This is a genomic window from Fodinicola acaciae (assembly GCF_010993745.1).
Lineage (GTDB): Bacteria > Actinomycetota > Actinomycetes > Mycobacteriales > HKI-0501 > Fodinicola > Fodinicola acaciae.
This window is the reverse complement of sequence record NZ_WOTN01000002.1, coordinates 203447-223246: the sequence shown is the minus strand read 5'-3', so window position 1 is coordinate 223246 and position 19800 is coordinate 203447. Positions and strand designations below refer to the sequence as shown.

The window sequence follows — 19800 nt, the reverse complement described above, 5'->3', positions numbered from 1 at the left end:
AACGGCTCGGGATCAGATATGAAATCCGTCTCAGAGACTGTTAGGGAACTGAGGTGCGCGAGAGTCGAGATCCAAACCTCGTCCTGCCGGTGCCGGACGGAAGCCCAAATAGCAGCGCTATGGTGGGGTTTCGTCCGGTGCGGGCAGGCGGCGTTTGGGCTCGGCTATCGCGTGCCTCAGTTCCCCAACAGTCTCTCGGTCACCGGAGCACGGCGGTGCCGACCGCGTGCAACGCGTCGGCTATGCCGTCGGCGTGGCGAAGCCGAGGCGTACGCGCGATGTCGTTGACGATCGCCAGCACCGCCTGCACCCGAATCCTCGCGCAGGTGTCGTCCAGGGCCGGATTTTGGGACCGTACCAGGTGAACCCACTCGCTGACGTAGTCGTGCTGCGTCTGCCGTGCGCGGTGCCGCTCGGGCTCGGGCAGGTGTGCGACCTCGGTGACGAGCACGTCGACCAGCTCGCGGTGTTCCAGGGCGAATCCGGCGTACGACCGGATCAGCTGGCTCAGCGCGTCGGCGGCGCCGGAAGCCGCGGCGAGCGCGCGGGCCAGGTCCATCCGCAGCCATTCGGCGCCCCGGTTCATCACCGCGACCAGCAACTCCAGCTTGGAGTCGAAATGGTGGTAGATGCTCGGGCCGGCGATGTCGACGCCGGCGCCGATGTCCCGCAGGCTCGCGGTGGCATAGCCGTTGTCGGCGAACAGCACCGCCGCGGTGGCCAGCAACGCCTCGCGCCGCGACCGCGCCGCCAGCCGGGTCGACTCTCGCGGTGCGGAGCCGATGTCCGGCAGGTCCGTACGCGCGATCGCGTCGCCGAGCTCGGTCAGCAGCCGCGCGTACTCGTCGTGCGGCAGCTCGAGGCGGTGGTAGGAAATGCTGGTCAGCATGCCAAACGTGGCCAGCGCGAGGAACGTCGCCTGGGTGGGCGAGAGGTCGCGGTTGGCGCGCAGATGTCGCGCGTACGCCGCCATGCCGTTTCTGAGGCGGTGCCGCAACATCCGGCGATCCGCGGCCGGCAGGTGACGCGTTTCTCGTTGCCAGAGCACGCCAAGCTGTCGTTGCTGGACCGCGACGACGGCCAGCTTCGCCAGCATGTCCTCGCCGGCTTCGACCTGCTCGAAGGGCTCCACCCCGGCGACCACCACGTCGACCAGCAGCTCGGCTTTTCCCCGGAAATGGCGGTAGAGCGCCGACGGGCCGACGCTGACCGCGGCCGCCACGTCGGCCATCGTGACGCGCGCGTACCCGTCTCGATAGAACAGGTCGGCGGCCGCGGCGAGGATCAACGCTCGCCGGTTGCGCGGCCGTTTTCCTTTCGCTGGAGCGACAGTCGTCACTGGACCTGGCGGCCGTCCGCGGACCAGTGCAGCTTGCGCAGCTCGCGCTTGAGGATCTTGCCGGCGCCGGACATCGGCAGCGCGTCCACGAACGCCACCGTACGCGGGATCTTGTAATTGGCGATGGACTGCCGGCAGAAGTCGGTCAGCTCCCGCGCCGTCGCGGTGTTTCCTTGCTGCAGCACGACAACCGCGTGTACGCGCTCACCCCACTGCTCGTCCGGCACGCCGATCACCGCACAGGTCGCCACCGCCGGATGCCTGGCCAGCGCGTTTTCCACCTCGGCGGAATAGACGTTTTCACCACCGGTGATGATCATGTCCTTGATCCGGTCGACGACGAACACGTAACCTTTCTCGTCCATGTATCCGCCATCGCCGGTGTGCATCCAGCCACCGCGCAACGCCTCGGCGGTCTCCTGCGGACGCTGCCAGTAACCGAGCATGACGTGGTCGCCGCGCGCGACGATCTCGCCGACCGTGCCGCGCGGCACCTCGTTGTCGTCGGGGTCGACGATCCGCACCTCGGCGTGTGGCACCGCCCGGCCGGCACCGCGGCGTAACACCGGATCGTCGTGCTCGTCCGGCAGAAGCAGCGTCGTGACCGGCGACAGCTCGGTCATGCCGTACGCCTGCGTGAACCTCGCGGTGGAGAAGACCTTGCGTGCTCTTTCCAGCACCGCATCGGAAATCACCGAAGCGCCGTACACGATGTGTTGCATGCTGGACAAATCGTGGTCGGCCACGTCCGGATGGTCGACCAGCAGCTGGATCATCGTCGGCACCAGCAGCGTGTCGGTGACCCGGTCGCCGGAGATCGCCGACAGCACACCGGCCGGCGTGAAGCTCGGCACGATCACGTGGGTGGAACCGACCAGCATGCCGGCGACCCAGGCGGCCACGTCGGCCATGTGGAACATCGGCGCCGCGTGCAGCAACCGCCCGCGAGTGGTGAAAAAGTCGTTGGTGGCCAACGATCCCAGCGCCGACACGACCATGTTGTCGTGGCTCAGCATCACGCCTTTCGGCGCGCCGGTCGTGCCACCGGTGTAGAACAGGCCGGCCATCTGCTCGCCGCCGCGGCCGGCGTCCTCGACCGGATCGGCGCCGGCCACCAACTCCTCGTAACCGAGCATGCCGTCCGGCACGTCATCGTCGCCGGTGTAGACAACCTTTTCCAGGCCGGGAAACTCGGCCCTGAGCGCCGTCACCATCGGCGCGAAGGTCTGGTCGACGAGCAGCACGCGCGTGTCTGATTCGCGCAGCGCATAGCCGATCTCGGCCGCTGTCCAGCGTACGTTCACGGGTGTGAACACCGCGTCGGCCCACGGCGTGGCGAGCAGGAACTCGTGATAGCGATCCGAGTTGAGGCTGAGCATCCCGACCCGGTCGTCGGTGCGTACGCCCAGCTCACGCAGCGCTCCGGCGAACCGCGAGACGCGGTCCAGCACCTCCACCATGGTCCGCACGCGGCCGGCGTGGATGCTCGCCGGACGGTCCGGGTCCTGCTGACAGGCCCGGTGCAACGACTGGGTGATCTGCATGGCCGCCTCCGCCGCCAGTGTGGATGCGCCAGACTATCGCACATTCACTTAGCGCTGGACAACCCCGGCTCGGCCACGCTCCGCGTTCACTTATCCTGGTCACGTACGGCATTTGCCAAGACGCGCATCGTGGTCGATCTTTGGCAAACCTTCCCCATGAGGTGGTCGCGAGGCCCTACGCTGTGCGACGGACGAAGGTCGTTTGGAGGTCGGTCCGAGCAGATGGCAGGTGACGAGCAGGCCGCCGGCACGGTCACGGAGGAGCCCCCGGCCGGGCCTCATGACGGCGAGCTGATCACCGCCGCGCGCGCCGGCGACGCCGACGCGTACGAGCAGCTCTATCGACGGCACTCCGAGGCGGCGCTGCGCTATGCGGCCAGCCTGGCCAAGAACCCGGCCGACCGGGACGACCTGGTGTCCGAGGCGTTCGCCAAGGTGCTGTCCACGCTGAAGGCCGGCGGCGGTCCGGACATCGCGTTCCGGTCCTATCTGCTGTCCGTCGTACGGAACACCTTCTATGACCGTACGCGCAAAGAGGGCCGTGTCGACGTCACTGACGACATGGAGCGGCACGACCAGGGCGTCGCCTTCACCGACACCGTGGTGGAAGGCGAGGAGCGGTCGCTCGCCGCGCGCGCTTTCGCCACTCTGCCGGAGCGCTGGCAGATGGTGCTGTGGCACACCGAGGTGGAGGGTGACTCGCCGGCCGAGGTGGCGCCGCTGCTGGGGCTGACCGCCAACGGTGTCGCCGCGCTCGCCTATCGCGCGCGCGAACGGCTCAAGCAGGCGTATCTGTCCGTACACGTGTCGGATGTGCCGACGAGCACGGTCGTCGCCGGCACGACCTGTGGTTGGACGGTCGAGCGCCTCGGCGCGAAGGTGCGCGGTGGTCTCAGCAAACGCGAGGCCTCGAAGGTCGACGCGCACCTGGCCGACTGCGCGCAGTGCACCGTACTCTTCGCCGAGCTCGGCGAGCTCAACTCCAGCCTGCGCGGCGTCCTCGCGCCGCTCATCCTCGGCGCCGCCGTGGCCGGCTATTTCATCAAGCCGGCGGCCATCATGACCGGCGCCGGAGCCGGCCTGACCGGCCTGTTCCACTGGGTGCCGGTCGGTGCGCAGCGGGTCAGGGACTTCTCCCGTACGCCGGCCGGCCGGGCGACCGCTGCTGGCTTCATCATCGTCATGATGGCCGTCGCGGCCGCCGCTTTCGTGGCGACCAGCGGCGATCAGAAGCCGCCGCCGCCTAGGCCCGTTGCCGCTCCGCCAGCGCCTGCGCAACCGGCACCCGCGCAACCGGCACCCGCGCAACCAGCGCCCGCACGACCGGCGCCCGCGCAACCTGCTCCGCCGCCGGCCAAGCCGCCGAAAGCTCAGCCGCCGGCCACACCTCGCCCTTTGCCTTCGCCCAAGCCGAAACCACCGTCGCCGACGCCCGCACCTCCTCCTTCGTCTCCGCCGCCCAGCAGTCCGCCGCCGCCGAAGCCGACCTGCCGTAAGGGTTTTGTGTTCATCTGCGTGGACGTCGACGGAGGGCCGCTCATCAAGATCCGCATTCGCGTGCGCGTCGACACGCCGCCGGGGATCAGGCCTTAGCCGGCATGTCGAGGACGATCTCCAGGCCGTCCTCGTCGTCCCACTGTTCGCCGACCTCGACGAACGGATATTGCTTGATCAGGTTGAGTGAAGCGGTGTTGTCTGGTCGTACGGTCACGCGGACGACCCGCACGGTCGGCTCACTTTTGGCGCGCGCCAACAGGATTTCCAGCGCGGCGCGCGCGTAGCCCTGGCGGCGATAGGCAGGGTCGACGGCGTACCCTATCTCGACCATGCCGCGCTCGTCCGGCGACGCGTGGAATCCGGCGCGACCGGTGGCGATTTCGCGATCGTCGTCCCAGATAATGCCGGTGACCCAGGCGGCGTCAGCGGGGTGTGCGGCGACCTGTCTGGCTCGCCGGCGCCAGGTGCTGGACCAGTCAGGTGTGAGGAAATGCGGGGTGAGTGGCACCGGCGGGTCTGTCGGCAGCCGACCGGCGGCGAGTGCGGCGAAGTCGGGTCCGCGCAGGTGGACGATCTGGATGGTCACGCGTACGACAATCGCACCCGCGCCTGGAAAGGTCCATTGATTTGGTTCAGCGGCGAGAACGGCCCGTCCCGGCCGACGGCATTACTTGCGACGCGCGGTGGACGTAACCGACGACGCCGGTTCCAACGGAAAGCGACTCCGACGATGGCCGCCGTCCCGATGATCGGCCAGCGAACCGTAGCCGAACGTGGCCGCCAGGAATCCGCCGCTTGAGCTCATCCGGCGCACCTCGGCGACAATCTGCTAGGGCGTGTCTCTAAATTCTCGTGACTTTGCGGCGGACGTGGATGACCGCGCATGCCAGGAGTACGCCGCCGAGGTTGGTCATGGCGTATTTGTCGAAGCGGTTGGTGATGGCACGCCATTGCTTGAGTCGGTTGAAGCGGCGTTCAACGGTGTTGCGCTGAGCGTAGCGTTCGGGGTCGAAGGCCGGCGGTCTGCCGCCGGCTGAGCCTTTGGCCTTGCGATGCTTGATTTGGTCGCTGCGCTCGGGAATGGTGTGTTTGATCCGCCGGGCGCGTAGTGCGGTTCTGGTGCTGGGATGTGAGTGGGATGTGAGTACGCCTTGTCTGCGAGCAAACGGAAATCGCCGCTGGGAAGCCCGACGGCGCGGCCGGGTGGCGGTGTGATCGTCCAGCAGCGGGTTCAGCTGCGGGTTGACAGTGGTGTCCGAGCGGGCACCGGCCGCATGCTGATGAGCTCGCACGGACGTCGAGTCCACCGACAGCAGTTTCCATCTCCTCGATCGTCGCCGGATCCAGGCCGGTCGCGGCTATCACCGCGGCGAACATCGCATCATAGGTCCCATCAAAATCCCGCCACGGACAGCCCACCCGATACCGCCAGGCGATCCCCTCCAGCATCAACCGAGAATCCTTACACGGCCGACCCCGTAACCCCTCCCGAAGAGATCACGCCAGCCACGATCCCCCAGAACTCGTCCGAAATCGCACCATCCGCGTCACCACTCAATGATCATCGGACCAGGCGCCAATCTTTTGGAGACACGCCCTAGTCGAACAATGCGACCCGATCAATCAACAGGTCTGGCTCTCCAGATTTCCGTACGGCCGCCGAGAATACAATTTTTCAACGTTGGCAGGGAAGATGGTGCTCGTGGTTGTCGGTGGACGGGTGTAGAATTGGCGCATGGAAAACATGGGGGAATGCGTTGACATTGGCCAGATCGGCGATCCGCTGTTTGCCTTGAATTTCGTGGACGCACACCGGACGCGAACACGGTTCGGATTCTGCAGGAGCTCGATCTTGGCGCCGCGGATCGGTATGAGTGCCTTGCGGTGATGGAGGTGACCAATCGGTTGATCGCGGCAATGCATGGGTTGCAGCTTGCGGCGATGGGCCGGTTCATCACTCAGTATGATCCACTGGCGCGTCGGTATGCGGCGGCTGAGGTTGCGTCGGCGTTGAAGTGGACGACCAGGGCGGCGGCCAGCCGGTTGGAGTGGGGTGAGCATCTGACCACGACGTTGCCGCGCACGTTGGCGGCGTTGTGCGCCGGTGTTATTGATATCGCCAAGGCGCGGACGATGATTGAGCAGACCGAGATCATCGACCCCGACATCGCCGGTCAGGTCGAGGACGCCGTCATTTCGCAGGCGGAGAACCGTAACTATCGATGGTTTCGCGATGCGGTCAAGCGTACGATCGGCACACTCGATCCGGAAGGTTGCGAGCAGCGCCGCCAGGAGAAGAAGAAGCAGCGGCGGGTGGAGAAAGAAGACGCCGACGACGGCATGGCATGGCTGAGTGCGTTGCTGCCGGCTGAGAAGACCGAGGCGATCTACCAGCTCATCGACAAGATCGCGCACAACCAGAAAACTCGCGACGACCAGCGTTCGATGGATGAGATCCGCGCCGACGTGCTGGCTGACCGGATCCTCGGCGACCCCAGCAATGTCAGGATTCGGATCGACGTCAAAGTGAACGCGACAACTATGATGGGGCTCGACAACGCGCCCGGTCAGATTGTTGGCCACGGGCCGATCACCGCCGAGCACGCGCGGGAGCTGGGCATGCAGCCAGGCAGCGAGTGGTTCCGGCTCTGGACCGACGGCCCCACCGATACGGTCCTGGATTACGGCCGGCTCAAATACAAGCCAAACACAACGCTCGCCGACTACGTCCGCGCCAACACGCCGACGTGTATTTTTCCAAGCTGCAACCGGCCAGCGATGAGCTGCGAGCTGGACCACACCGTGCCATTTCCGGACGGTCCGACGTCAGCCGACAATCTGAAGCCCCTTTGCAAATACCACCACGAATGCAAAACTCATCACGGCTGGGACGTCGCACAGGTGATGCCAGACGTCTACATCTGGACCTCACCGCTCGGGCGCACGTACGTCGTCGCCCCAGAAACCAAGAAGGCCAGCTGACCGAGGCTCGGCGTCTGAAGGGCGGGCTTCGTCTCACACCGGTCAACGATGCCGGGGCCACGTGACGTCGTCAGCGGCCGCCGGGGGTGAGCAGACCACGGTCGAAGGCGGTCGCGACGGCGGCCGCGCGGTCGCTCACGCCGAGTTTTCCGTAAATATGGATCAAATGCGTCTTCACCGTCGCCTCGCTGACGAACAGCTGTTTGGCCACGTCGCGGTTGGTGCCGCCGCGCGCGATGAGCGTCAGCACCTCCAGCTCCCGCTGGCTGAGCGGTGCCGGCGCCGGCACGCGCATCTGGTGCATGAGCTTCGAGGCCACCGAAGGCGCTAACGCCGCCTCACCGCGCGCCGCCGCGCGTACGGCCCGGAAAAGCTCCTCTCGCGCCGCGTCCTTGAGCAGATAACCGGTCGCACCGGCCTCGATCGCCGGCAGCACATCGCTGTCGGTGTCGTACGTCGTCAAGACCAGCACGCGAGCGCGCAGCTTTTTCTCCGCCATCCGGCGAATCGCGGTGACACCGTCGACGGTCGGCATCCGCAGATCCATCAGTACGACGTCCGGGTCGAGCGCTTCGGCCAGCGTCACCGCCTCGTCGCCGTTGGCGGCCTCGCCGGCCACCTCGAAGTCGGCTTCCGCACTGAAAATGCCCCGCAAGCCGTCCCGTACGACCGGATGGTCGTCGGCGATCAACAGCCGGATCCGCCTATTCTCCAACGAAATCCTCCGCCTCGATCGGAACGCTCGCGGAAATGGCCGTGCCACCCCCAGGCTCAGTTTCGACGACCAGACTACCGCCGGCGTTCTCGGCGCGCTGCCGCATGCCGGTCAGCCCGAAACCGTCACCGCGATCGGCGGCCAGATCGAATCCTTCGCCATCGTCGCGTACGTCCAAAGTGACCACATCGCTCATGTACGACAGTGTCAGGCCGACTCGCGAGGCGCGCGCGTGTTTTGCGGCGTTCGCAAGGCCTTCCTGCGCGATCCGCAACAGCGCGACCTCCACGTCGGCAGAGAGTTTCGTTGCCTCGCCGGTGATGTGCACCTCCGCGGCGACACCGTTGACCTCCGACCACTGCCGCGCCACATTACGCAACGCCTCCGGCAGCCGCGCCTTTTCCAACGCCTCTGGCCGTACGGCATGCACCGACCGGCGTGCTTCGGCGAGGCTCTGCCGGGCCAGCCAGGTCGCGGTGGACACGTGCCGGCGCCAGTCACCGCTTTCGGCGGCCTCCAACTGCGTGATGATCCCGGTCAGCCCCTGCGCCAGCGTGTCGTGGATCTCCCGCGCCATCCGCTGCCGCTCGGCGGTCACCCCGGCTCGCTCTGCCTGCGCCACCAGCTCAGCCTGCAAGGCCGCGTTTTTCTCGTTGGCCTCGACCAGCGCGGCGATCATCGTCTTACGCTCGCGAGCCAGCCGCGCACTCGCCGCGCCGAGCAACGTGAAAGCAGACGCCATCGTCGCGATCACCAGCGTCAGCAACACATATTGCAGAGCCTCGGACAGCGTCGTCAGCCGATCGTGGAAAAAGCCGCGCGTCTGAACCGCCGCCACGACCAAGCTGGCAAACAGGGCCCATCGCAGAGGGAAAACCTCGAACGCCAAACCATAGATGATGATGACGAAAATGGTGAACCAGGTGGACTGCCACACCAACAACGCCGACAACACCAGCAGCCCGCCGAAGAACACCACCTTTCCAACCATCGTACGGCTCAGCCGCAACCAGCGGTCGCCATAGATCCAGATGGCCGACAACACCGCGAAAACCAGGATCGAGACGACGGTCGAGGCCGGCGGCGGCTGGATCACCAGCGCCAGCACCGTCGAGATGACCAACAGACCGATGGGGCTGACCGTGGTCATCAGCTCCATCCAGCGTTCCCACCCGTCCATCCGCCGGGAATTCTCGGCCGTCATCGGGTCCACCTCTCCTCCGGACCGACCATATCCGATCACCCGCCGGCCAGATGCCTCTCGATCGCGTCCGCGGCCGCGACGGCACCACCGGCTCGACGCGCGTACCTCGCCATTTTCGTCACGTTGGCACGGATCTCGTCGCTGGCGGCCACCGCGAGCACAGCATCGACGATCTGCGCGGCGTCGACCGTACGCCGGTCAAGCCGGAGACCAAGAGCCAGCTCGACGACGCGCCCGGCGTTGATCTCCTGCTCGACCATCTGCGGCACCGTCACCAGCGGCACGCCGAAATACATCGCCTCCATCGTGCTTCCCATCCCAGCATGAGAAAGGAAAACCGTCGCATGCCGGAGCACCTCCAGCTGTGGCACATGAGCGCGCACCTCGACATTTGGCGGCAGCGTGCCGAGTTCGTCGCGGGTCACTCGATCGCCGATCGCCATCACGACGCGCCAGTCAGGCATCAGCGCTGCCGCTCGTACGCACTCGCGGAAAAACTCCGGCCGAAGCGTGAAGGCGGTCCCCAATGAAACATAGAGAAGCTTGCCGGTGGCGTCCGCCGACCAACGGCCTTGGTGCGCCCGGTCCGCGATGCACGGTCCGACAAACGTCGTCTCCGCACCAAAAGTCTCACCGGCCGGCTGAAACTCGCGTGGTACGAAGACCAGATCGTGCTCCGGGATAACGCCGGTCATGTCCGCGAGCGCACGACCAAACTCGACCAGTGCCGGATGGGTCGGATCGATCGCCAGGTCAGCGGTCAGCTTCTCGTCGAAGCGGTAATGCTCGTTGAAGGTCAGCGTCGGAAACGTACGTACGCCCCGGCATCCCCATCCGCTGCCGAGCTGCCGACCAGCGGCCGCGACACTCGCGTCATACATCAACAGATCCGGTCCACCGCGCGGAAAACGCTCTTCCAGCGCGCCGGCCACCGACTTGCTCTCGTTGAGGAAAGCCAACGGAGCCTGCGCCACGATGTCCGGTGTCAGCTCCATCGGCGGCCGTTTTCCTTCCATCGCCGAGACATACGGAACGTGCTCGGCGCCAGCTGCCTTGACGGCGTCGGCATAGCCTTCGACCGCCACATAACTCACTCGGTGACCGCGCTCGACCAGCTCCGACACCACACCGAGCGTTGGCAGAATGTGACCGGCGGCCGGCAGATTGAGGACCGCGATGTGCGCGCTCACGCCGACACCTCGTCCTCGACGCGGACGAACCTGCGTCCTTCCATCCGGAATTTCCGCCGCGCCGCATACATCCGGCCATACGCGCGGGTCGAGTAATGCATGATCAGGATCAGCACGACCGTCTGCGCGATGGTCAACGCCGGCACCACGTCGATCGGCAGCGTGTACGCCATCACGATCCGGACGACCGTGTCGGCCAGCAGCAGACCGGCCCAGATGACCGTGCTGACCCGCATGACGTGCCGGAACTCCGGGTGCTGCTGCCAGGAGTTTTCCCACTCCTCACGCGCTTCCTGCGTCGGCATCATCAGCTTGGCGCCGGTGAACAGCACCGGCCGCTTGGCGAACAGCGACCCCAGCATCCACAGGCCGACGATCGAGGTGATCCAGCTTTCCCTGGCCAGCAACAGTCGCGGATCGCCGGTGAGCAGCGAGACGACGTTGCCGAGGACCAGCATGCTCAACGCGAACAAGGCGATCCCATTGACCCTGCGTTCCTTGACGATCCCCCACACCACTCGCACCGCGACCGCCAGGCCGCCGAGGACCAGGGCCCACCACGCGCCGACACCGACCGCCCGCAGGCCGTAGAAGATGACCGACGGTATGGCCAGGTCGAAGACGGTCGGCAGCAGCGCTCTGATCCAGGTTTTGGCTTCCCACTTGGACTTCATCGAAGCTCCTCGGCATTGTCGGCTGATATCTCCAGCCTGGTCGAGCGACGGCCGGCGCGAATCGGCCAAGCCGCGAGGATCAGCCCGCCGAGCCGACGACCGGTGGCATCCACCGGCCAGTGGGAGGCATCAACCGATCGGTTGACGCGCGAAGAACGGAAGCGTTACATGGTTCGACGGTCCGCGTCTGGTGAGGAGCTGACACATGCCGCTCGACCCCCATGTCCGCGCGCTGCTGGACGAGATGGCCTCGCAGGAGCTGCCACCGCCGGAACAGCTGACGGTGGAGCAAAACCGCGAGGCCATCATGGACATGCGCGAGCTCGCTGGTCCGGCCGAGGAGGTGGAAACCGTCGTCGACATCTCCGCCGACGGCGTGCCGGTGCGGATTTACGCTCCAGCAGGCGAAAAGCCGCTGCCCGTGCTGGTGTTCTTCCACGGCGGCGGCTGGGTGATCGGTAACCTGGACACTCACGACGCGGTCTGCCGGCAGCTGGCCAACCGCGCCGGCTGCGTCGTCGCCGCGGTGGATTACCGGCTGGCGCCGGAAAATCCCTTTCCGGCGGCGGTGGAGGACGCGTACGCGGCAACCGCCTGGATCGCGCGAAACGCGTCCGCGCATGGCGGCGACGGCACGCGGCTCGCGGTCGGCGGCGACAGCGCCGGCGGCAACCTGACCGCGGTCGTCAGCCAGCTGGCACGTGATCGCGGCGGTCCGGCACTGGCCTTCCAGCTGCTCATCTACCCCGCAGTCAACGCGACAGACGACAGTCCGTCGATGACCGAAAACGCCGACGGCTATTTCCTCACTCGCGCACTCATGGACTGGTTTTTCGCGCACTACGTGACAAACCCCGACGACGCGCGCAATCCGCTGGTGTCGCCGGCCCTGACGGCCGACCTGTCCGGCCTGCCGCCGGCTCTGGTCATCACCGCCGAGTACGACCCGCTGCGCGACCAGGGAGTCGCGTACGCGAAACAGCTCGCCGACGCCGGCGTGCCGGTCGAACACGTGAACTACGACGGGATGATCCACGCGTTCTACCAGATGCCCGGACTGCTTGGCGCGGCTCGCGACGCGATCGCCAAGTCCGCCGCCGCGCTGCGAGCCGCCTTCGGCTGACGGCTACTGGTTGGCGGTTTTCCAGCCGTCGGCCAGCTGGGTGGCCAGCTGGTCGAGGCTGAGCTTGTCGGCGAGGTATTTCTGGAACGCCGGCGTGGCGACCTCGTCCTTCCAGCGCGGATAGTTGGTCACCGACTGGAACGGCGCCTTGGTGAGGCCGCCGGCGCCGGCCAGCGTCTCGGTCCAGCCGGATTTTCCGCCGGTGGCCTGCTGGATCGCCGCGCGAGCCGGTGCGGTGGTCGGGATCAGCCAGTCACCCTGGCCGACGGCGGCCAGATTGTGCGCCTGCATGAAGAAGTCGATGAACTGTGTTGCCTCGGTGACGTGCTTGCTGGTGGCCGAAACCGACAGCGTCTGCGGGTTGGCGGCCTGCGCCGTCGAGGTGCCGGACAGCGCCGGCAGCACCTTCCAGTTGAAGGTTTTCGGCGCCTCCTCGGTGATCTGCTGCGCCACATAGCTGCCGGCCACGATCATCGCGTACTTTCCGGCGTAGAAACCGGGCAGGATGTCGGTGCCGGACTGGGTGAGCGTGACCGGCGAGATCGACTTGTCCAGGTACGCCATGTCGTGGATCCGCCTCGGCACCTGCTTTTCCGCGTCGCCGACCGAGATCGTAGCCTCATGGCCGGTGCCGCCGAAGAACTTCCCGCCGAAGTTGAGCGCCAGGCTCATCACCGTCGCGGTCGGCTGCTTCAACCCCCAGCCGAGGCCGAAGACACCGTTTTTGGTCGCCTGCTTGGCAGCCGCCGCGAGCGCGTCCCAGGTCAGCGACGCGCCGGACGGCACCGCGACGCCCTGCTTACGCAGCAGGTCGACGTTGGCGAAGACGACGTACGACTGCAGCAGCGTCGGCGCCGCGTACGTGTGACCGCCGGACGACACCGTGTCCATGATGCCTTTGGGTACGTTTCCCGTGACGTCCGCGGAAAGATGCGGTCCGAGGTCGGCGAGGAAACCCTGCTCGGCGAAGCCGGCGATGTCGGCCGCCTCGTCGTGGATGATGGTCGGCGCGGTGCCGCCGGAGAACTGCGTGACCAGCTGGTCGTGTACGCCGTCCCAGTTTCCCTGCTGGTAGGCGATCTGGATCTTCGGGTTGGCTTTGTTCCAGTCGGCGACGATCTTCTTGACCGCCGCGACGGTCGTCTTCTGGTATGCCAGGCTCTGGAACCGCAGCGTCACGACACCGTTTTTCACCTCCGGATCGCCGCCACCACAGCCGGCCAGCGCCACCAGCGGTGCGGACACCGCCGCGGCCAGGAAACCACGTCGCCTCATCAACCCATCCCCTATCCCTTGACCGCACCGGCGAGCAGGCCGGACGTGAGCCGCCGTTGCACGATCGCGAAAATCACCAGGCTCGGCAGGGTCGCCAACACGGACGCCGCCGCGAGCGGCCCGAAGGCGACTTTTCCTTCCGATCCGACAAACTGCGCGAGCGCGATCGGCAACGTCGTGGTGTCGCCCTTCAGCAGCACCAGCGCGAAGAAAAACTCGTTCCAGCTGGAAATGAAGGCGAACATGGCGGTGGCGATGATGCCCGGCCGCAGCAGCGGAAGCACGACACTGACCAGGATCCGTGGCCGTGACGCGCCGTCGCAGGCCGCGGCCTCCTCCAGATCCACCGGCAGCGCGCTCACGTAGCCGCGCAGCATCCACAGCGCGAAAGGCAGTGTCCACACCAAATACACCAGGATCAGGCCAGGCAACGTGTTCAGCAGACCGAGACCGCGTACGATCATGAACAGCGGAATGGCGATCAGGATCACCGGAAACACCTGGCTCACCAGGATCCAGATCGTCGCTGCCGGGCCGAGAAAAGTGCGGAAGCGTCCCAGTGCGTACGCGGCCGGCAGCGAGACAGCGATGGTCAGCAACATGGTGCCGACGGCGACCAGCGTGCTGTTCCAGGCGGATTCCAGCAGGCCTTGCTTGCTCGCGATTTCCTGGTAGTTGCCGAAAAACAGGCCGCGCGGCAGCAGCTGCGCCGGCAGTGTCGCGAGATCCGCCGGACTCTTCAGCGACACCGACAGCAGCCACAGCAACGGAAACACCAGAAACACGACGTACGCGGCCAACGCCACGTACTGACCGATCCGGCCGGCCACCGGCGTACGGTTCATTTCGTCTCCCGCAACGCCGATCGGATGTACGCGATCATCACGATCACCACGAGCACGACCATCACGTCACCCATCGCCGCCGCATAGCCGAACTGGCCATAGCGGAATGCCTCGTTGTACGCGAAAAGCATCGGCAACATCGTCTGTCCGCCGGGACCACCGGCGGTCAGCACGTACACCAGGGCGAAGGAGTTGAAGTTCCAGATCACGTCCAGCGCGGTGATCGCGACCACGACCGGCCGCAGTTGCGGGAACGTGACACGGAAAAACCGGCGGACCGCGCCGGCGCCGTCGACCGCGGCCGCCTCGTGCAGGCTGGCCGGGATCGACTGCAGGCCGGCCAGCAACGTGATCGTGGTCTGCGGCATGCCGACCCAGACGCCGACCGCGATGACCGCCGGCAGCGCGTACTGGAAGTCGCCGAGCAGGTTGACCGATCCGTCGACCACGCCGGTGGCGGCCAGCGCCGAGCTGACCGGACCGACGGTCGGGTCGAGCAGGAACTTCCAGGTGATGGCGATGATCACCGGCGGCATCGCCCACGGGGTGAGCGCGAGCGTACGCGCCAGCCAGCGAAATCGGAGGTTTTCGTTGAGCAGCAAGGCCAAACCCATGGCCAGCAGAAACTGGAGCAGGGTCACCGAGACGGCCCAGACGACGCCGATCCGAAACGAGCTCCAGAACAGCTCGTTGCCGGCCAGCCGGACGAAGTTGTCCACGCCGGTGAAGCTGGTCGGCGCGCCGAGGCCGAGCCGCGAGTCGGTGAAGCCGAGCGCCATCCCCTGCACCAGCGGCACGACGCTCAGCACCACCACCGGAATCAGCGCCGGCAGCACCAGCAGCCACAGGTCGCGGCGCGGTTCACGGGTCGTCCGGCGCGGTCCGCGCGGGCGGGTCGGGGGCGCCTCGGTGACGACCTCGGCCGTCAACTCGGGTCCTCCGGACGAAAGCTCATGACAACCCCCGATTCGCGACCCAGGTTGCTTATCGGACCAGGTCAGGGATTGTCAAGCAGATCACACCGTGGCGGCGTTCGTCCCCTCGACCGGCAGGCCGGCCTCGGTCCAGTCCTGGATGCCCCCAGCGTACTTGCGCACGTTGGTGTAGCCGAGTTTTTCCAGCGACAGAGCCACTTTCCCGCTGTTGTGGCAGGCGGTGTTGGAGCAGTACGTGACGATGGCCGCGGCCTTGTCTGGCAGCAGCTCGGCCGCGCGCGTGGCGACCTCGTCCTCGACCAGGTTGATCGCGGTCGGCAGGTGCGCCTGCTCGTAGTAGCTCGCCGGCAGCGCGTCGACGACGGTGACGGCGTGGTCGTCGATCAGCTGGCGCAGCTCGACACGGCTGATGATGGTGGTCATTGACCTCTCCTTCGATCGAATTGGACTAGAGTCCGTTTCATGCCTCGAGACAGTAACGGACCACAGTCCGCTTCGTCAACGGAGCTGCCGCTGCTGACGTCCGCGGCCGTTCCGGAACGCGCCGACGCGCGGCGCAACAGGCTGAAGGTGCTGGCCGCGGCCGAGCTGCTGTTCGCCGAGCGCGGCGTCGCGGCGGTGTCGATGGACGACGTGGCGGCCGCGGCCGGCGTCGGCAAAGGCACGCTCTATCGGCGCTTCGGCGACAAGGGCGGGCTGGCCATCGCGCTGCTGGACGAGCAGGAGCGCCGGCTGCAGGAGGACCTGCTGCAGGGTCCGCCGCCGCTCGGTCCCGGCGCGCCGGCGGCCGTACGCATCGCCGCGTTCGTCCGCGCGTACGCGGAGTTTCTGGACCAGCACGGCGATCTGGTGCTGATGTCGGAGTCCAACAGTGTCGGCGCGCGGTTTCGCGGCGGGTCGTACCAGTTCTGGCGGCTGCACCTGGTCGCGCTGCTGCGAGAGCTCGAGGTGGACCGGCCGGACGTACGCGCCGAGCTGATCCTCGCCCCGCTCGGCGCCGAGACCTATCGCCAGCTCCGTGACACCGCCGGCTCCACCGACGCACTCGTCGACCTGCTGATCACCTGGCTGGACTCGTACTAAAGCGCGGTCGTCTGCCAGCCGTGTTCTTGGATGTACGCGATGATAATCGACAGCGCGGCCAAGGTGTGGCGGTGCGTGCCAGGCGATCCGGCGTCGTGCATCAGCACGATCGAGCCCGGCCGCACCCGGATGTCGACGTTTCTGGCCAACGCTTTGGGCGGCAGCGGCGGGCTTTGCCAGTCGAATGCGGTGACCCGCCAGCCAAGTGACGCGAGACCGAGCCTGCGCGCCTCCTCGACGACCCGCGGCGTGAAAAGTCCTTGTGGAGAACGGAAATAACGCGGCCGTACGCCTCCGCTGGCGGCGGTGATCAGCTGGTTGTTCTCGGCCAGGTCACGGTGGATGTCGCGGGGCGACCAGCGGGAGATCGACGGATCGTGGTTGACCGTGTGGTTGCACAGCGTGTGACCGGCCTGCGCGACGGCGCGTACCAGCTCGGGATGCTCGCGGACCCGGAAGCCGACCATGCAGAAGACCGCGTGCACGTGGTATTTCGCCAGGACCTGCAACACTTTCGGGGTCCAGATCGGACTCGGGCCGTCGTCGAAAGTGAGCGCGATGCCCGCGGTGCCGGTGTATTCGTAAACGGTGTTCGCCGGCATCAAACGCGGTGACGGCACCGCGGCGCCGGCCGGGCGTACGGCGGCGACCGGCACGCCGGGAATCGGCAGCGAAACGACCGGCTGCGCGATATTCGCGCCGGCAAGGCCGATCAGCACCAGGCCGACGGCCAGCAACGCGACCACCCGCCTGGCCCAATTCGACATTTCCACAGCGTAACCACAGTAAGTTCGTCCCCATGACGAAGGTCTTGATCATCGGCGGTGGCATCGCCGGTCCGGTGACCGCGATCGCGCTCCAGAAGGCCGGCATCGAGGCGACCGTGTACGAAGCGTCCACGACCGCCGATCCGGACGCCGGCGCCTTCCTGACCCTCGGCGTCAACGGCCTGGAAGCGCTCAACGCCGTCGGCCTGGTCGAGACCGTGTATGCCGCCGGTGAGCCGGCGCGCCGCGTCGAGGTGTACGACGCCGACGGCAGCACGATCAGCGCCGGCGGGCTCAACCGCGCGGACACCTCGGAATTCGTGCCGCAGACGTTCAAACGCGCGGCGTTGCACCGCGTTCTCACCGAAGCGGCGGAAAACCGCGGCATCGAGGTGGTACGCGGACGCCGGCTGACCGGCGGCGCGACGACCGGCACCGGCGTACGCGCCGAGTTCGCCGATTGCGGCGCAGTCACCGGCGACCTACTCATCGGCGCCGATGGCATCAACTCGGTCACCCGCCGGCTGATCGACCCGGCCGCGCCGGAGCCGCGTTACGCCGGCCAGCACGTCGTCTACGGCTTCTGCGACCGGCCGCCGACGCGGGTGCCCACGGACACGTACCGGATGATCCGCGGCTCGCGGGCGATGTTCGGCGTGGTCGGCGGTCCGGCCGACACTCTGTGGTGGTTCGCGCGGGTTTTCGGCGAGCCGATGAGCCGCGAGCAGGCCGCCGGGAGGACCGCGGCCGACTGGCGCGACCAGCTCGTCGAGCTGCTCCGGCCGGACCGTACGCCGGCGGCCGACATCGTCGCGGCGACCGACGAGATCGCCGGCCGCAACAACTACGACATCCCGTCGGTGCCGAAGTGGCACAACGGCCGGATGACGATCGCCGGCGACGCCGCGCACGCCGCGTCACCGTCCGCCGCGCAAGGCGCGTCGATGGCCGCCGAGGACGCGATCGTACTGGCGAAATGCCTGCGTGACATTCCCGACGCCGAGCGCGCGTTCAGCACGTACGAGCGACTACGCCGTCCGCGCGTGGAGTTGGTCGTCGAGGTCGCGGCCACCATGAGCGGCCGGCCGGCGAGCCGGCCGACCGGCGGCGACTGGCTGAGCGAGCTGCAATTGGACTGGGAGACGCCGGTCACTCAATAGCAGAGAATTGGTGATACGTGGGTCGCATGACCGCCTTCGGTCGCGGGTTTTTCCTTACGCACCAGCCACTGTGAATTCTCCGACATTATGCCGGCACACAGATAAGGTTTCGTTAAGGAGAAATTGACCTCTGGTCCGGTCATTCCGGACGTACTCCCCTTCCCACCAGCCAAAAAAGGTCAACCATGCGTGGTGCGTAACACGTCGATCCGATCCCGCGATACGACAGGTGAGGCGACACCGAGTAGGGTCGCATCGGTTTGTCGATTCGCAGGTGTCACCCGACACCATCGGCAAACGCCGCCGAATCGGTATGCGTACCGAACCGGGGACCCGTGTTTTCTGGGGTGAATCCGCGGCTTGCCGCGGTAGGGCGACAACTTTCTTCCCCGCCCGAATCCGTCAGCTAACTCGGTAGGCGGTGAGCGTGGAAGAAGGAGTTACGCGAGAGTGACTCGCGCTCGCGCGCTGAGTAGGCGCAAGCATGCCCTTTTCATCCCCATCGTCACGGCTTCACTGCTGGCCAGCCTGGTGTCCACCACCCCGGCGTCGGCGGCACCGACCCAGCCGGACATCGGCCAGGTGAACGCGCAGATCCAGGCGCTCACCCAGAAGCTGAACACCGCCAACGAGCAGTACAACACCGCCAACGTCCAGCTCACCAAGGTCAAGGCGCAGCAGGCCACGCTCGGCAAGCAGCTGGCCGCCACCCAGGCCCAGATCGCCATCCTGCAGCAGCAGGCCGGCTCGTACGCGGTCAGCGCGTACAAGGGCGGCGACATGAGCATGATGACCTCGATGATGACCAGCGGCTCCGCCGACCAGTTCCTGCAGCAGATGACCACGCTGGACGCGCTGACCGCCAAGGCCGCGGCACCGCTGCTGCAGCTGCGGGCGGCGAAGAAGGCGCTGGACGCGCAGAACGCCAAGCTGCAGGCGCTGTCCACCTCGGCGACCAACCTGGTCACCACCCTGGCGGCCAGCAAGCAGAGCTTCAACGCGCAGCTCCAGCCGCTGATGGCGCTGCAGGCGAAGCTGTCGCCCAACTACGACGAGGGCACCACGCACGCGGTCGCGCCGCCCGGCTCGTCGCCGGAGGTGCGGTTCGCCTTCGCGCAGCTGGGTGAGCCGTACGTGTTCGGCGCGGCCGGTCCGGACAGCTGGGACTGCTCCGGCCTGACCATGATGGCCTACCAGCAGGAAGGCATCAGCCTGGACCACTCGGCGCACATGCAGTACGCCGCGCTCAAGCACGTCTCGCGGTCCCAGGTGCAGGCCGGTGACCTGGTCTTCTTCTACGACTTCGAGCACGTCGGCATCGCCATCAGCAACAAGCAGGTGATCCACGCGCCGCAGCCGGGTGAGAGCGTCAAGATCAGCAACATCGACATCATGCCGTTCGCCGGCGCCGCTCGCGGCTGACCACCGAACGGACAGCGCCACGCCGGCCCCCGACGGCGTGGCGCT

General features: G+C 66.8%; 18 protein-coding genes, 1 pseudogene and 1 riboswitch. Of the genes and pseudogenes, 6 read left to right on the top strand and 13 right to left on the bottom strand.

Annotation, left to right across the window (positions count from 1 at the left end):
* Positions 1-199: 199 nt before the first annotated feature.
* The gene (locus GNX95_RS16315) at positions 200-1339 is read right to left on the bottom strand and encodes a TetR/AcrR family transcriptional regulator (protein ID WP_222853702.1); all 1140 of its coding nucleotides are present in this window, start codon (positions 1337-1339) and stop codon (positions 200-202) included.
* Positions 1336-2883 carry a long-chain-fatty-acid--CoA ligase gene (locus tag GNX95_RS16310; RefSeq protein ID WP_163508271.1) on the bottom strand — a complete coding sequence of 516 codons (1548 nt, stop codon included), beginning with the start codon at positions 2881-2883 and terminating at the stop codon, positions 1336-1338. The genes GNX95_RS16315 and GNX95_RS16310 overlap by 4 nt, the downstream gene beginning before the upstream one ends.
* Before the next feature lie 222 nt (positions 2884-3105).
* Between GNX95_RS16310 and GNX95_RS16305 the strand changes: the two genes are divergently transcribed.
* Positions 3106-4476: a sigma-70 family RNA polymerase sigma factor gene (locus GNX95_RS16305; RefSeq protein ID WP_163508270.1), complete on the top strand. Its 1371-nt coding sequence runs from the start codon at positions 3106-3108 to the stop codon at positions 4474-4476.
* On the opposite strand, the gene GNX95_RS16300 is transcribed toward GNX95_RS16305, so the two are convergent.
* Both GNX95_RS16300 and GNX95_RS16295 read right to left on the bottom strand, forming a co-directional pair.
* On the bottom strand, positions 4466-4966 hold the full coding sequence (locus GNX95_RS16300) for a GNAT family N-acetyltransferase (protein ID WP_246281657.1): 501 nt from the start codon (positions 4964-4966) through the stop codon (positions 4466-4468). The genes GNX95_RS16305 and GNX95_RS16300 overlap by 11 nt on opposite strands.
* Positions 4967-5222: 256 nt before the next feature.
* Positions 5223-5938, bottom strand: a pseudogene (locus GNX95_RS16295) (transposase).
* Between the two features lie 335 nt (positions 5939-6273).
* Between GNX95_RS16295 and GNX95_RS16290 the strand changes: the two are divergent.
* Positions 6274-7362 carry an HNH endonuclease signature motif containing protein gene (locus GNX95_RS16290; RefSeq protein WP_163508269.1) on the top strand — a complete coding sequence of 363 codons (1089 nt, stop codon included), beginning with the start codon at positions 6274-6276 and terminating at the stop codon, positions 7360-7362.
* Positions 7363-7432: 70 nt separating this feature from the next.
* Here GNX95_RS16290 and GNX95_RS16285 read toward each other — a convergent pair whose 3' ends face one another.
* From GNX95_RS16285 to GNX95_RS16270, 4 genes are read right to left on the bottom strand one after another with little or no spacing between them, the layout of a single operon-like run.
* Positions 7433-8083, bottom strand: a complete 651-nt coding sequence (locus GNX95_RS16285) for a response regulator (protein WP_222853897.1) — start codon at positions 8081-8083, stop codon at positions 7433-7435.
* Positions 8067-9281 carry a sensor histidine kinase gene (locus GNX95_RS16280; protein ID WP_163508268.1) on the bottom strand — a complete coding sequence of 405 codons (1215 nt, stop codon included), beginning with the start codon at positions 9279-9281 and terminating at the stop codon, positions 8067-8069. The genes GNX95_RS16285 and GNX95_RS16280 overlap by 17 nt, the downstream gene beginning before the upstream one ends.
* A 35-nt stretch (positions 9282-9316) precedes the next feature.
* On the bottom strand, positions 9317-10471 hold the full coding sequence (locus GNX95_RS16275; RefSeq protein ID WP_163508267.1) for a macrolide family glycosyltransferase: 1155 nt from the start codon (positions 10469-10471) through the stop codon (positions 9317-9319).
* Positions 10468-11145, bottom strand: a complete 678-nt coding sequence (locus GNX95_RS16270) for a VC0807 family protein (protein ID WP_163508266.1) — start codon at positions 11143-11145, stop codon at positions 10468-10470. Before GNX95_RS16270 ends, GNX95_RS16275 begins: the two co-directional genes overlap by 4 nt.
* 205 nt (positions 11146-11350) lie before the next feature.
* On the opposite strand from GNX95_RS16270, the gene GNX95_RS16265 reads away from it, so the two are divergent.
* Positions 11351-12268: an alpha/beta hydrolase gene (locus GNX95_RS16265; RefSeq protein ID WP_163508265.1), complete on the top strand. Its 918-nt coding sequence runs from the start codon at positions 11351-11353 to the stop codon at positions 12266-12268.
* Between the two features lie 3 nt (positions 12269-12271).
* Here the strand turns inward: GNX95_RS16265 and GNX95_RS16260 are convergent, their stop codons facing one another.
* The 4 genes from GNX95_RS16260 to GNX95_RS16245 all read right to left on the bottom strand — a co-directional run bounded on the left by GNX95_RS16260 (position 12272) and on the right by GNX95_RS16245 (position 15746).
* Positions 12272-13543 carry an ABC transporter substrate-binding protein gene (locus GNX95_RS16260; RefSeq protein ID WP_163508264.1) on the bottom strand — a complete coding sequence of 424 codons (1272 nt, stop codon included), beginning with the start codon at positions 13541-13543 and terminating at the stop codon, positions 12272-12274.
* An 11-nt stretch (positions 13544-13554) separates the two neighbouring features.
* Positions 13555-14388: a carbohydrate ABC transporter permease gene (locus GNX95_RS16255; protein ID WP_163508263.1), complete on the bottom strand. Its 834-nt coding sequence runs from the start codon at positions 14386-14388 to the stop codon at positions 13555-13557.
* Positions 14385-15317, bottom strand: coding sequence for a carbohydrate ABC transporter permease (locus GNX95_RS16250; protein ID WP_222853701.1), 933 nt, complete (start codon positions 15315-15317; stop codon positions 14385-14387). Before GNX95_RS16250 ends, GNX95_RS16255 begins: the two co-directional genes overlap by 4 nt.
* An 87-nt stretch (positions 15318-15404) precedes the next feature.
* Positions 15405-15746 (bottom strand): rhodanese-like domain-containing protein, encoded by a 342-nt coding sequence (locus tag GNX95_RS16245; protein ID WP_163508262.1) that lies wholly within the window; start codon positions 15744-15746, stop codon positions 15405-15407.
* Between the two features lie 39 nt (positions 15747-15785).
* On the opposite strand from GNX95_RS16245, the gene GNX95_RS16240 reads away from it, so the two are divergent.
* Complete coding sequence (locus GNX95_RS16240; protein ID WP_163508261.1) at positions 15786-16406, top strand: TetR/AcrR family transcriptional regulator; 621 nt, start codon at positions 15786-15788, stop codon at positions 16404-16406.
* Here GNX95_RS16240 and GNX95_RS16235 read toward each other — a convergent pair.
* Complete coding sequence (locus GNX95_RS16235; protein ID WP_163508260.1) at positions 16403-17173, bottom strand: polysaccharide deacetylase family protein; 771 nt, start codon at positions 17171-17173, stop codon at positions 16403-16405. The genes GNX95_RS16240 and GNX95_RS16235 overlap by 4 nt on opposite strands.
* Positions 17174-17205: 32 nt before the next feature.
* Between GNX95_RS16235 and GNX95_RS16230 the strand changes: the two genes are divergently transcribed.
* Complete coding sequence (locus GNX95_RS16230; RefSeq protein WP_163508259.1) at positions 17206-18333, top strand: FAD-dependent monooxygenase; 1128 nt, start codon at positions 17206-17208, stop codon at positions 18331-18333.
* A 291-nt stretch (positions 18334-18624) separates the two neighbouring features.
* Positions 18625-18768: riboswitch (cyclic di-AMP (ydaO/yuaA leader) on the top strand.
* A gap of 15 nt (positions 18769-18783) precedes the next feature.
* Entirely contained in the window at positions 18784-19755 is a 972-nt protein-coding gene (locus tag GNX95_RS16225; protein WP_163508258.1) for a C40 family peptidase, read from the top strand.
* The last annotated feature ends 45 nt before the right edge of the window (positions 19756-19800 follow it).